The sequence below is a fragment of the Micromonospora sp. B9E7 genome (assembly GCF_039871815.1).
Lineage (GTDB): Bacteria > Actinomycetota > Actinomycetes > Mycobacteriales > Micromonosporaceae > Micromonospora.
The window spans coordinates 63,330-76,363 of the sequence record NZ_JBDPLX010000008.1 but is presented as its reverse complement, the minus strand read 5'-3'; the positions used below and the strand labels follow the sequence as shown (position 1 = coordinate 76,363).

Here is a 13,034-nt window from a genome sequence, read left to right as displayed (position 1 = left end):
GGCACTGTGCGATGCGAGAGGCCCGGTGCGAGAAGACCAAGGGCACGGCGATCGGGGGACTCATCATGTCAGCGACGGACACGCCCGCGCGGCGCCGGATCACTCTCACCGGCATCAGCTCGCGGGCCTGGGAACATCCGGCCGACCGGGGCGCCCTGGTCGCGCTGCGGGAGTTGCGCGGCTTCGACGACGTGCTGCGGTCGTTCTTCGGCATGTGGAACGAGCGTGGCTTCCGCCTGTCCGTGCTGGCCTCGGGAATCCGGGTCGACCACCGGCAGTACCCGGCGGTGTGGCAGCGCTACACCGAGGCGGCGGCGGCGTTGGACGTGGTCGAACTTCCCGAGCTGTACGTGACCCAGTCGCCCTGGCTGGGGGCCGAGGCGGTCGGCCTGGAACGGCCGTTCATCGTGCTGAACTCCGCCTGCGTGCAGCAGCTCGACGAGGACGAGCTGCGCTGCCTGCTCGGCCACGAGCTGGGGCACGTGGGCAGCGGACACGCGGTCTACAAGACGATGCTCATGATCCTCACCCGGTGGGCGGCCAACCTGAGTTGGTTGCCGGTGGGCGCGATCGCGCTGCGGGCGATCATCGCGGCGATGCTGGAGTGGTGGCGCAAGGCGGAACTCTCCGCCGACCGGGCCGGTCTGCTCGCCGGGCAGGACCCGGCCGCCGCGCTGCGGTTGCTGATGAAGCTCGCCGGCGGCGGTGACCTGTCCCAGGTCGACACGACCGCGTTCCTGGAGCAGGCCGCCGAGTACACCGGCGGCGGCGACCTGCGCGACAGCCTGCACAAGATCCGGATGACGGCGTGGAGCACCCACCCGGTGCCGGTGGCCCGGGCGGCGCAGTTGCGGCAGTGGATCGACTCCGGGGCGTACGGGCAGGTGCTGGCCGGGGACTATCCGCGCCGCGACGACGACAACTCGACCAGCCTCACCGAGGAGATCAAGGCGGCTGCGGAGTCGTACCGGGAGGAGTTCAGCCGGTCCAGCGATCCGCTGGTCGGCTTGCTGCGCCGGCTCGGCGACGGTGCCAGCGACGTCGGTGAGTGGGTGGGCGGCACCGCCGGACGGGCCCGCTCGTGGGTGGACGCCGCCACCGAGGCCGCCGGCCGCGCACACCGCGCCGGCCGGGCCGCCCCCGGCGCGCAGGCGGGCGCCGGGACGGCGGGCGGAGGTGACGGTACGGGCTCCGGCGGCACACCCCGGTAAGGCCGGCATACGATGCCGGTCATGACCTCACCGATCATGTCCGAGTCCGAGGTGCGGGCCGCCGTCGAGCGGGAGATGCCCGGCGTACGCGCCGACCTGGAACGCCTCGTCCGCATTCCCGGCATCGCCTTCGAGGGTTTCGACCACTCGCACGTGGAACGTTCCGCCGAGGCGGTCGCCGAGTTGCTGCGCGGCTGCGGCCTGGACGTCGAGATCGCACGTTCCGGTGGCCAGCCCGCGGTGATCGGCCGTCGGGCCGCCCCACCCGGTGCGCCCACCGTCCTGCTCTACGCCCACCACGACGTGCAGCCGGTCGGCGACCGGTCGCTGTGGGAGTCCGACCCGTTCGAGCCGGTCGAGCGCGACGGCCGGCTCTACGCCCGGGGCGCGGCCGACGACAAGGCCGGCATCATGGCGCACGTCGCGGCACTGCGGGCGTACGGGGACGCGCTGCCGGTCGGTGTGGTGCTCTTCATCGAGGGCGAGGAGGAGTACGGCTCCGACTCGCTGGAGCAACTGTTGAACGATCACCGCGACGAGATCGCCTCGGACGTCATCGTGATCGCCGATTCCGGCAACTGGGACATCGGCGTACCGGCGTTGACCACCTCGCTGCGCGGCATCGTCAACTGTTTCGTCGAGGTGCGCACGCTGGATCACGCCGTGCACAGCGGCATGTTCGGCGGTGCCGTGCCGGACGCGCTCACCGCGCTGGTCCGGCTCCTGGCGACCCTGCACGACGACGCCGGTGACGTGGCCGTGGAAGGGCTGGTCGCCCGGGTGGGCGCCACCGTCGACTACCCCGAGGACCGGGTGCGGGCCGAGGCCGGGCTGGCCGACGGTGTGCAGTTCATCGGCACCGGCCGGATCACCGACCGGATCTGGACCAAACCCGCGCTGGCGGTGCTCGGCATCGACGCGCCGTCCACCGGCGAGGCGCCGAACGCCCTGGTGCCGGCCGCGAAGGCGAAGCTCAGCATCCGCCTGGCCCCGGGTGACGACCCCAAGCGGGCGTACGCGGCGGTCCGCGCGCACCTGGAGAAGCACGCGCCGTGGGGCGCCCAGGTGACGGTCAGCTTCGAACACGACGGCAACCCGTGTGTGATCGACGCGTCCGGGCCGATGTTCGACGCCGCCCGTTCGGCCTTCCGGGCCGCCTGGGACGGCACCGACCCGGTGGACATCGGCATCGGTGGGTCGATCCCGTTCATCGCCACCTTCCAGGAGATGTTCCCGAAGGCGGCGATCCTGGTGACCGGTGTGGAGGACCCGCACGCCCGCGCACACGGCCCGAACGAGAGTCTGCACCTGGGGGAGTTCGCCCGGGTCTGCCTCGCCGAGGCGCTGCTGCTGGGTAACGTCGCCGCTGCGAGCAGTGTCGGCGGCGCGGGCAGTTAGGCACCGACACGACAACTTTGGGCCTGATCTGCCATTTCACGGCGTGTCGGACGGCCAGCTGTTATAGCCTTTCGAACATGAGTACGAACGAGGTGATGGCCCGGTTGGGGGCCGCTGTCAGCGCGTTGGGGGACGTCGACGTCTCCGCGTGGTCCGAGGACACGCTCAACGAGCAGCTCGGTGAGCTGTCCGCCGCACTGGTCGCCCTCGACTCGGTGCTCTCCCGCGTGGCCGGTGAGGTTCGCGCCCGGGGGTTGCGCATCGAGGAGCCCGTCTCCGCGTAGGGCCTGTTTCATGAGGACTGGCCGGCCCGCGGCGGCCCCGGACGACCGGCGGCGTTGCGGTCCCGTCCGGATACAACACCGGTATCGGACGGGACCGCGCCTTGCCGGATCGCCGCCCGGGCTCCGCCTCGGCTCGACCGCCCTCATGAAACAGGCCCTGATCGTCGTCCGCATGGGCGGGCGGCACCCTGCCGACACCGCCCGGGCACGGCAATGCCCGGGCGGTGTCGGAGGTGACTGGCAGGATGAGCTGCGTGCGGTTTCTCGACCTGGCAGCCACCTCCGCCGCCGTCAGCGCCACCAGCGGCCGGCGGGCCAAGGTGGAGCTGCTCGCTGATGCGCTGCGCCGGCTCGACCCGGGTGAGGTCGAGCCCGGCGCCGGCTATCTGGCCGGTGAGTTGCGCCAGCGGCAGACCGGGGTGGGCTACGCGAGCCTGCGTGACCTGCCGGCACCGGCCGCCGAGCCGACGCTGACCGTGGCAGCCGTGGACGCGGCCATCGAGCAGATATCCGCCGTGCGGGGCACGGGTTCGCAGGCCCGCCGGCGGGCGCTGCTCGGGGCCCTCTACGCGGCGGCGACCGCCGACGAGCAGCGACTGCTCACCGGTTTGTTCAGTGGAGAGCTGCGCCAGGGCGCCCAGGCGGGGCTGCTCGCCGACGCGGTGGCCCGCGCCGCCGACGTGCCGGTGGCGACCGTCCGGCGGGCGCTGCTGCTCGCTGGTGACCTGCGCGCCGTGGCGGTGGCCGCGCTGGCCGGAGGAGCCGCGGAGTTGGCCGGGTTCGGTCTCCAGGTCGGCCGGCCGCTGGCACCGATGCTCGCGCAGAGCGCCCCCTCGGTCGACGAGGCACTCGCCGCCACCGGCACGCCAGCGGTGGTCGACGTGAAGCTCGACGGCATTCGCATCCAGGTGCACCGCTCCGGCGCCGACATCGCCGTCTTCACCCGCAGCCTCGACGAGATCACCGCGCGGGTGCCCGAGGTGGTCGCCGCGGTCCGTGCCCTGCCGGGCCGCGAGTTGGTGCTCGACGGCGAGGCGATCGGCCTGGACGAGACGGGCCGACCACTGCCGTTCCAGCAGACCTCCAGTCGGGCCGCCCGACGCACCACCCCCAGCACCACGGGGCGCACACCCGTCGCCCCGGCGGTGCTCGCGGCAGCCGCCAGCACCGGCGCGACAGTGCTCACTCCGTACTTTTTCGACCTGCTGCACCTCGACGGCGAGGATCTGATCGACCTGCCCGGCCGGGAGCGGTGGGCCGCCCTCGCCGGCGCGGTCGACTCGTCGCTGCTCGTCGGGCGGATGGAGGTCGACGGCCCCGAGCAGGCCGCCGCCGCGTTCGCCGCCGCGCTCGACGCCGGGCAGGAGGGTGTGGTGGTCAAGGCGCCGGACGCCCCCTACGACGCTGGCCGGCGCGGCGCCGCCTGGGTCAAGGTCAAGCCCCGGCACACCCTCGACCTGGTGGTGCTCGCCGTCGAGTGGGGCAGTGGTCGGCGCAAAGGTTGGCTGTCCAACCTGCATCTGGGCGCTCGTGACCCGCACACCGGCGGCTTCGTCATGCTCGGCAAGACGTTCAAGGGGCTCACCGACGAGTTGCTGCGCTGGCAGACCGAACGCTTCCTCGACCTCGCGGTGGAGCGCGGCGACTGGGTGGTCCGGGTCCGACCGGAGCAGGTCGTGGAGATCGCCTTCGACGGGGTGCAGACGAGCACCCGCTATCCCGGCGGGATGGCGCTGCGGTTCGCCCGGGTGGTGCGGTATCGGGACGACAAGTCCGCCGCCGAGGCGGACACCATCGACGCCGTCCGTGCCATCCACGCCGGCCGAGTCACCGGTTGACCGGCAACCCGGCCCGGTTCACCTGACCGACAGCGACCTCGCGTAGTTCACCTGGTTGTTCAGGTGCTGCACCTGGATCTGGTCGCTGACCGGGATCCGCGCGACGTACTGCTGCGCGCCGTTGGTGACCGTCACCTGCACCGTGCCGTGGTGCCGGGTCTCCTTCACCAACAGGAAGAGGAGGCTGAAGAAGGCCAGGCAGAAGAAGCCGACGATGGCACAGACCAGCGCCCAGGTCGCCACCTTCTCCTCGCGCTGCCAGTAGTCGGCCACGTGCCAGCTGGCACCGGCCAGCGGCAGCACCCCGGCCGGCGTACGGATGATCGGCGGGCTCACCGCGATCTCGGCGATCTGCACCGCGACCACCTCCGGCCCACCCGCGTACCCGGCCACGGCCGGGTTCACGGCCATCGGGGTCGGCGGGTACGGCCCGACCGCCGGCCACGCCCCGGCCGACTGCGCGGGAGGCCCGGAGAACGGTGCGGTGGGCTGCGCCGGTGGACCGGAGAACGGAGCGGGTGGTCCGGAGAACGGCACGGCCGCCGGTGCGGCGGGAAACGGTGCGGTGGGCGGTGGGGTGGCGAACGGTGCCGTCGGCGGCTCGGCGGCCCACGGGTCGGTCGGCTGCGGCGTCTGGTGGCCCGGAACCGGCTCGGGCAGCGGTGCCGTGGGATCCACGCTCATCGGGACCTCCAACGTGAGGTGAGCACCCGGCGGAGACTACCGGCTGCCGTGGTGTCCCGGGTGCCCCCGAGTGTCCGGTCGGGACGCCGGCGCGGGCCCGGTCAGACGGACGCGCTCGGTGCGGGCTCGGCCGCCCGGTCCAACGGGGCTTCGGGAGCGCCGAGGCCGGCGGCTCGACGCGCCTCGCGGCGGGCCACCCAGCCGTAGCCGAACAGGGCCATCACCGCGAAGAGCCACCACTGCACGACGTAGCCGAAGTTCTGCCAGTTGTTGGCGTGCCCGACCGGCACCGCCTTGAACACCGGGTCGGCCGCCGGGGTCTGCTCGTCCAGCAGCAGGTACGCGCCGTAGACCGGGTAGGGCAGCTCGTCGGCCAGCCGCGACACCCCGATCCGGCGGATCTCCAGCCGCCCGTCGCGCCGTACCGCCGCGCGGGCCCCGCTCTCGGTCTCGTGCACCCGGCCGACCACCGTCACGTCGCCGGTCGGCACGGCCGGCACCGCCGGCTGGGCGGTCGCCGCCCCACCCGGCGCCGGGGGGATCCAGCCCTGGTCCACCAGCAACGCCGTGCCGTCCGCCAGGACCAACGGGGTGAGCACCTCGAAGCCGACCCGGCTGTCCACCGTCCGGCCGCGGACCAGCACGGTGTTCGTCGGGTCGTACCTGCCGGTGACGGTGACCCGGGTCCAGACCTTCTCCTTGGCGGGGGCCGGGCCGACCGAGCCCGCGCCGCCGGTGGGGGCGGACAGCGCGTCGGCCAGCGGCGCGGGAGCCATCCGCTGGCCCGCGTCGATCCGCTCGTTGACCTCGGTACGCCCCCGGTAGCGGTCCAGCTGCCAGTTGCCGAGGAACACCATGACGGCGGCCGCGACCAGGGTCAGCGCGAGAGCGCCCAGCCAGCGTGGGCTCAGCAGGAACCGGTACACGGCACCGAGGCTACCCGTATGACCGGCGCCACTGACCTGGACCGGGCCGGTACGACCGCAGGGTCATGGCGCTGGCCCCGGTTGGCGGTGCTCGCGTCTCCAGCCGGGCGGGTATCGTCACGCCGACGGATCGGCCCCGGTCGTCCCGTCGCGTACCCGCCGCCGCTCGCGAGGAGTCGATGATGACCGTCGTGCCGCGCCTGGTGCTCAGCGCGCCGTCCTCCGGGCACGGTAAGAACGCGCTGGCGATCGGGCTGCTCGCCGCCCTGGCCGAGCGGGGGGTCGACGTCGCCGGGTTCAAGCTCGGGCCGGACCCTGTCGACGCCGCCTACCTCGGCCTCGCCGCCGGTCGCCCGGGTCGGGTGATCGACCCCCGGCTGGTCGGCATGGACCGGCTCGCCCCGCTGGTGGCGCACGGCGCCGCCGGTGCCGGGCTCGCCGTGGTCCAGGGCAGCATGGGGCTGTACGACGCGGTCGGCGGTCGCCCCGAGCAGGAGTCCACCGCCGCTGCCGCCGCCGCGCTGCGCAGCCCGGTGGTGCTCGTCGTCGACGTGGCCGCGATGGGTCAGTCGGTGGCGGCCCTGGTGCACGGTTTCCGCTCGTACGACGAGCAGTTGTGGCTTGGCGGGGTGATCCTCAACCGGGTGGCGTCGTCGCGGCACGAAGCGATGCTGCGCGAGGCGTTGGACGACGTGGGAGTGCCCGTCTACGGGGCGTTGCGCCGCCAGGACCTGCCGGCGGTGTTGCCTTCGCGTCGGCACGGTGTGGCACCGGTGGTCGACGGGTCCGCCGACGCCGCCCGTGCGGTCCGTCGGCTGGGCGAGGCCGTCGCCGCCACGGTCGACCTGGAACGTCTGCTCGGGCTGGCCCGCTCCGCTCCGCCGCTGCCCGCCCCGGCCTGGTCTCCCGAGGAGGCCCTCGGTGCGTTCACCACCCCGGCGGACCGCCCGTTGGTGGCACTGGCCGGTGGACCGGGCGGCACCTTCGGCCACCCGGAGACCGCCGAGTTGCTGCGGGCCGCCGGTGCCGAGATCGTCACCGTCGATCCGCTGCGCGACGAGGCACTGCCGGTCGGCACCCGCGCGCTGGTCGTCGGCGGCGCGCTTCCCGAGGCGTACGCCGAGCAGTTGTCGGCCAACCGGCGGCTCTGCATCGCGGTGGCCGAGTTGGCGCGGACCGGGCGTCCGGTGATCGCCGAGGGCACCGGGCTGCTCTGGCTGGCCCGGGAGCTGGACGGGTTGCCGATGTGCGGTGTCCTGGACGCGGTCGGCGTCAGCCGGGAGGGTCTGGTTGCCGGCTACCGGGAGGCCACCGCCCAGACCGACAGCGTGGTCGCCGCCCAGGGCACGGTGCTGGTCGGCCACAAGGCGCATCGGGCGGTCCTGACCCCTCGCGCCGGTCAGCGCCCGGCGTGGAGTTGGGACGGCGGCACGCCGGAGGGGTTCGTCTGGCGAAACGTGCACGCCTCACAGCTCACCCTGCACTGGGCCGGCCACCCGGCGACGGCGGCCCGGTTGGTCGCCGCCGCGGCGACCGACCCGACGACCGAGGCGGTGCCCGCGCAGCCCGGCGGGGTGCCGGTGTGATCGGTCAGGTGGCGGTACGCCGCTTCCCGGCGTTGACCGTCTCCACCCCGCGTACGGAGGTGCGGAGGCTCACCGCCGCGGACGCGGAGGCGGCCGGGGAGATCTTCGCCGACAAGCTGACCCGGCGCTGGCTGCCACTGCCGGACGACTCCGGCCCCATCGACGGGCACGCCTGGTGCACCGAGCTGGCCCGGCAGCGGCGGGACAGTGGCGAAGGTGACCACTACGCGGTGCTCCGCCGCGAGGACGACCAGATGGTGGGCTCGCTCTGGACGCGGCGTACCGACTGGGGAGCCCGTCTCACCGAGGTCTCCTACGCGATGGCCCCGCACGCGCGAGGTTTCGGGTTCGCCGCCGAGGCCGTCGACGCGGTGGCCATCGCGCTGATCCTGGAGCACGGATTCCAGCGGGTCGAGCTGCGGGTGGCGCCCGGCAACCTGGCCTCGCGTCGGGTCGCCGAGAAGGCCGGGTTCAGCTACGAGGGCCTGCTGCGTAACGCCGGGCAGGTCGGCGGCAGCCGGGTCGACCTCGAACTCTGGTCGTTCGTCGCCGCCGACCTGCGCTGACTCGCTCCGACCTGCGCTGACTCGCCCTGACCTGACCTGACTCGCGCGGGGTCAGCCGACGATCGCGTCGGATGGTGGGGTGAACTGGCGGGTCGGTGTGCCCTTCAGGCCGTCGCGCAGGGTCTCGGCGACCGCCGCGATGGGGATCTGGGACTGCCCGTCACCTACCGCGTTGAACGGGTTGTCCGGGTCGGAGATGAAACTCGCCGCGGCCAACTCCGGGGTGTAGCCGACGAACCAGGCGGACCGGGTGCTGTCGGTGGTACCGGTCTTACCGGCCACCGGGCGGCCGACCGTGCCCCGCACGCTGTCGGCGGTGGACCAGCCGCCGCAGCTTCCGCGCGCCGGGGTGTCTCCGGTCGGGCAGCGGGCCGCGTCGGTGGCCGCGCGTGCCGCGTCGGCGCTGACCACCTGCCGGCAGCGTGGTTTGGCCACCTCACGGTGGATGCCGCCCGGGGTGGCGTAGGTGGCCGGCGTGCCGTCCCGGTTCATGATCGCCTGCACGGGGATCGCCTCGCAGTAGCGGCCGTCGGCCGCGATGGCGGCGTAGGCGTTCGCCATCTCCAGCGGTGTGGCGTCGGAGACGCCCAGGGTGAACGCGCCCCACTTCTTCGCCTTCTCCGGGGACGCGTGGTCCCGGTCGACGTCGGTGCGCCACCGCAGCCCGAGCTGCTCGGCCAACCGGACCGCCCGGTCCGCGCCGACCTTCTCCTCCAGCCAGACGAAGTACGTGTTGACCGATTTGCCGAAGCCGGACCACATGGTCTGTTGGCCGGTCATCGCGCCGCTGGCGTTGGAGGGCGCCCAGCCGTCGTAGACCTCGGAACGGTAGCGGTGCGGGGCGTTGAACGAGGTGGAGAGCGGCATTCCCGCGTCGAGCGCGGCGAGCATCGGGAACATCTTGAACGTCGACCCCGCCTGGTAGCCCGCCAGGTCGCCGCCGCCGAGCAGCGGGGCCACGGTGTTCGGGTAGTTGGCCTTCACCTTCGGACCGGCCTCGGGGTTGGAGCTGGGTGGGTTCTCGGCCAGGTCCAGCGAGTACGTCCGGTTCACCGCCATCGCCTTGACCCGCCCGGTGCCCGGCTCGGAGACCACGATCCCGTTGGCGAACGGGCTGCCGGTGGCCTCCTTGGCGCCGACGTTCTTCTCCGCCGCCGCCTGGATCTTCGGGTCGAGACTGAGCACGATCCGGTAGCCACCCCGGCGCAGCTTGTCCATCCGTTCCAGCCGGTTCGCCCCGAACGCGGGCTGCGCGCTCCACCAGTTCTTCAGGTAGTCGCAGGCGAAGCCCCAGCTGTTGTACTTCTCCGACACGGCGGCACAGTCGTGCGGCGGGGTCGTCAGCTTCAGCCGGATCGGCTCGGACCTGGCGGCGGCGGCCGAGTCGGGGGAGAGGTACCCGAGTTGGCTCATCCGGTCCAGTACGTAGTTGCGTCGCCCGGTGGCCTCCTTCTGGTCGGAGTCGGCCGGGTCGTACTCGGACGGGGACTTGACCAGGCCGGCGAGGGTGGCGGCCTCGACCGGGGTGAGGTTCTTCGGGGTCTTGGAGAAGAAGATCTCGCTGGCCGCGTAGATGCCGTACGCCCGGTGTCCGAAGTACGCCGAGTTCAGGTAGCGCTCCAGGATCTGGTCCTTGCTCAACTCCTTCTCCAGGTCCAGCGCCATCCGCATTTCCTTGACCTTGCGCAGGCTGGTCTGCTGGGTGGCCTCCTGGACCTCCTTCGGAGTGGTCGCGCTGTCGCGCAGGGCCATCCGGACGTACTGCATGGTCAGGGTCGAGGCGCCCTGGGAGACCCCGCTGGACCGGGCGTTCGCGACGAAGGCCCGGGCCACGCCCTTCGGGTCGACGCCGTGGTGCTGGTAGAAGCGGTTGTCCTCGGCGGCGACGATCGCCTGGAGAATGTTCGGCGACATGTCCGACAGCTTGGTGTACTGCCGGTACTCCTCGTAGAACATGGTCAGCACGGTCTTGCCGTCCGGCGCGTAGACGTACGAGGTCTCGGCGGGCAGGGCGGTGGTTAGGAGCCTGGTCTTCTGCTCCACGGCGTGCGCGGTGGCCTTTGCGCCGAGCCCGGTGAGGGCGACCAGTGGGTACGCGGCGGCGGCGATCACGATTCCGGCGATCAGCCCGGCGCGGAGTAGAGGGACGAGTCGACCAGCGGCAGTAAGGGGTCGGTTACTCACATGGCCAAGTTATGACATTTCCGATTCGTACCTGAGAAGAACTCATAAACCGGCTAGTGGTGACGTGGCTTACGCCGAGATCGTCTGTCCCACCGGCCGCCTTCCCGGCAGGATCGCGGACATGCCTGAGCCGATCGACGCCTCCGAGCCCGACCTGGCGCACCACGGTGACGTCGAGGTCGGCGACGGCCTGATCGACCTCGCCGTCAACGTCCGCCAGGCGCGGCCTCCCGCGTGGCTGGCCGACCCGATCGCCGCCACTCTGACCGACCTGGCCCACTATCCGGACCCGGCGCCGGCCCGGGCGGCGGTCGCCGCCCGACACGGCCGTCACCCGAACGAGGTGCTGCTCACCGCCGGTGCCGCCGAGGGCTTCGTGCTGATCGCGCAGGCACTTCGTGGCGTGCGCCGGCCGGTGGTGGTGCACCCCCAGTTCACCGAGCCGGAGGCGGCACTACGGGCCGCCGGGCATCCGGTCGAGCGCGTTCTGCTGGACCCCGCCGACGACTTCCGGCTCGATCCGTCGCGGGTGCCCGCCGACGCCGATCTGGTGATGATCGGCAACCCGACGAACCCGACCTCGGTGCTGCACCCGGCGCGGACGCTCGCCGCGCTGGCCCGCCCCGGCCGGGTGCTGGTGGTGGACGAGGCGTTCGCGGACACCACCATCGCCCCCGGACACCCCGGCGAACCGGAGTCCCTGGCCGAGCGAGGCGACCTGCCCGGGCTGCTCGTCCTACGCAGCCTCACCAAGACGTGGGGCCTGGCCGGCCTCCGGATCGGCTACCTGCTCGGCGCCCCGGAGCTGCTGTCCCGGCTGGCCGCCGTCCAGCCGCTCTGGGCCGTCTCCACGCCGGCGTTGGCCGCCGCCTCGGCCTGCGCCACCACCGTCGCGGTCCAGGCCGAACGCGCGATCGCCGCCGAGCTCGCCGCCGACCGCGACCACCTGGTCGCCCGCCTGGAAGACCTGCCCGGTGTACGCGTCGTCGGCCGCCCCGCCAGCGCGTTCGTCCTGCTGCACCTGCCGGGCGCGAGCGCGATCCGAGCCGCCCTGCGTGAGCGCGGCTGGGCGGTGCGCCGAGGCGACACGTTCCCCGGCCTCGGGCCGGACTGGCTGCGGGTGGCGGTGCGCGACCGAAACACCACCGACGCTTTCGTCAAGGTGCTGCACGAGACCATGGAGGCATGATGCTGGAGACCACGATCGCGGCGATCCGCCCGGCTGACGAGACGGCCATGGCCGCCGCCCGTGAGCTGCACGGCCGGCTGACCAAGCCGGCGGGCTCGCTGGGCGCGCTGGAGGACCTCTCGGTACGCCTCGCCGGTCTGGCCGGGGCCTGCCCACCGCCGCTGCCCGAGCCGGCCGCGGTGGCGATCTTCGCCGGTGACCACGGGGTGCACGCCCAGGGGGTCAGTCCGTGGCCGCAGGAGGTCACCGCGCAGATGATCGGCAACTTCCTGGCCGGCGGAGCGGTGGTCAACGCGTTCGCCCGGCAGGCCGGCGCGTCGGTCACCGTGATCGACGTCGGGGTGGCCACCCCGCTGCCCGCCGACCCGGCCGCGCTCGACCCGGCCGTACTGGACCCGGCCGCACTCGACCCGGCCGCGCTCGACCCGGCTGGGCTGGACCCGGCCGTGCCCCGGCTTGTCGTCGCGTCCGTCCGCCGGGGCACCCGCGATCTCGCGGTGACCGCCGCGCTGACCCGGGACGAGGCGCTGGCGGCGGTGCAGACCGGCATCCGGATCGCCGACGAACTGATCGACGCCGGTGCCCGCATCCTGCTCACCGGTGACATGGGTATCGGCAACACCACCCCGGCCGCCGCCCTGATCGCCGCGTTCACAGGTGTCGACGCGCTCGACGCCACCGGTCGGGGCACCGGGGTCGACGACCCGACGTACGCGCACAAGGTGGCGGTGGTGCGCGCGGCGCTGGCCCGACACGCACCCGACCCGACCGACCCGCTCGGTGTGCTGGCCGCCGTCGGTGGCCTGGAGCACGCCGCTCTGGCCGGGCTGATCCTGGGCGCTGCGGCCCGTCGTACGCCGGTGGTGCTGGACGGCGTGATCGCGGTGTCCGCCGCGCTGGCCGCCGCCGCGTTCGCCCCGGACGCGGTCGGCGCCATGGTCGCCGGCCACCGCTCGGCCGAACCGGGCGCGACCGCCGCGCTGCGGCACCTGGGCCTCGACCCGCTGGTCGACCTGGGGCTGCGTCTCGGTGAGGGCACCGGCGCGCTGCTGGCGTTGCCAGTGGTCACCGGTGCCGTTCGGGTGCTGCACGAGGTGGCCACCTTCGACTCCGCCGGTGTGGCCGAGAAGTGACCACGCGCAGCGAACGGGCCGTCCGCCTCGGTGGT

11 protein-coding genes are annotated in these 13,034 nt (G+C 73.2%); 8 read left to right on the top strand and 3 right to left on the bottom strand.

Translation table 11 applies throughout. The annotated features are described in order from the left end of the window. Positions 1–65 precede the first annotated feature (65 nt). From ABGB10_RS15410 to ABGB10_RS15395, 4 genes are all read left to right on the top strand, one after another. Positions 66–1,211 carry a M48 family metallopeptidase gene (locus ABGB10_RS15410; RefSeq protein WP_347661525.1) on the top strand — a complete coding sequence of 382 codons (1,146 nt, stop codon included), beginning with the start codon at positions 66–68 and terminating at the stop codon, positions 1,209–1,211. Between the two features lie 36 nt (positions 1,212–1,247). Then, complete coding sequence (locus ABGB10_RS15405; RefSeq protein ID WP_347661708.1) at positions 1,248–2,609, top strand: dipeptidase; 1,362 nt, start codon at positions 1,248–1,250, stop codon at positions 2,607–2,609. Positions 2,610–2,686: 77 nt separating this feature from the next. After that, a complete protein-coding gene (locus tag ABGB10_RS15400; protein ID WP_030333429.1) occupies positions 2,687–2,893 on the top strand; it encodes a hypothetical protein in 207 nt (68 codons plus the stop codon). 245 nt (positions 2,894–3,138) lie between these two features. Further along, on the top strand, positions 3,139–4,731 hold the full coding sequence (locus ABGB10_RS15395; protein WP_347661524.1) for an ATP-dependent DNA ligase: 1,593 nt from the start codon (positions 3,139–3,141) through the stop codon (positions 4,729–4,731). Between the two features lie 18 nt (positions 4,732–4,749). On the opposite strand, the gene ABGB10_RS15390 is transcribed toward ABGB10_RS15395, so the two are convergent. Beyond that, the gene (locus tag ABGB10_RS15390) at positions 4,750–5,415 is read right to left on the bottom strand and encodes a hypothetical protein (RefSeq protein ID WP_347661523.1); all 666 of its coding nucleotides are present in this window, start codon (positions 5,413–5,415) and stop codon (positions 4,750–4,752) included. Positions 5,416–5,516: 101 nt separating this feature from the next. Then, positions 5,517–6,341 (bottom strand): SURF1 family protein, encoded by an 825-nt coding sequence (locus tag ABGB10_RS15385; RefSeq protein WP_347661522.1) that lies wholly within the window; start codon positions 6,339–6,341, stop codon positions 5,517–5,519. Between the two features lie 182 nt (positions 6,342–6,523). Here ABGB10_RS15385 and ABGB10_RS15380 point away from each other — a divergent pair, with 182 nt between their 5' ends. Together ABGB10_RS15380 and ABGB10_RS15375 are read left to right on the top strand one after the other, a co-directional pair. Then, the gene (locus ABGB10_RS15380) at positions 6,524–7,927 is read left to right on the top strand and encodes a cobyrinate a,c-diamide synthase (RefSeq protein WP_347661521.1); all 1,404 of its coding nucleotides are present in this window, start codon (positions 6,524–6,526) and stop codon (positions 7,925–7,927) included. Next, the gene (locus ABGB10_RS15375) at positions 7,924–8,493 is read left to right on the top strand and encodes a GNAT family protein (protein ID WP_347661520.1); all 570 of its coding nucleotides are present in this window, start codon (positions 7,924–7,926) and stop codon (positions 8,491–8,493) included. Before ABGB10_RS15380 ends, ABGB10_RS15375 begins: the two co-directional genes overlap by 4 nt. Before the next feature lie 51 nt (positions 8,494–8,544). On the opposite strand, the gene ABGB10_RS15370 is transcribed toward ABGB10_RS15375, so the two are convergent. After that, positions 8,545–10,677 (bottom strand): transglycosylase domain-containing protein, encoded by a 2,133-nt coding sequence (locus ABGB10_RS15370; RefSeq protein ID WP_347661519.1) that lies wholly within the window; start codon positions 10,675–10,677, stop codon positions 8,545–8,547. Between the two features lie 121 nt (positions 10,678–10,798). On the opposite strand from ABGB10_RS15370, the gene cobC reads away from it, so the two are divergent. Both cobC and ABGB10_RS15360 read left to right on the top strand, forming a co-directional pair. Further along, on the top strand, positions 10,799–11,866 hold the full coding sequence (gene cobC, locus ABGB10_RS15365) for an Rv2231c family pyridoxal phosphate-dependent protein CobC (protein WP_347661518.1): 1,068 nt from the start codon (positions 10,799–10,801) through the stop codon (positions 11,864–11,866). Next, positions 11,866–12,999, top strand: coding sequence for a nicotinate-nucleotide--dimethylbenzimidazole phosphoribosyltransferase (locus ABGB10_RS15360; protein ID WP_347661517.1), 1,134 nt, complete (start codon positions 11,866–11,868; stop codon positions 12,997–12,999). The genes cobC and ABGB10_RS15360 overlap by 1 nt, the downstream gene beginning before the upstream one ends. Positions 13,000–13,034 lie beyond the last annotated feature (35 nt).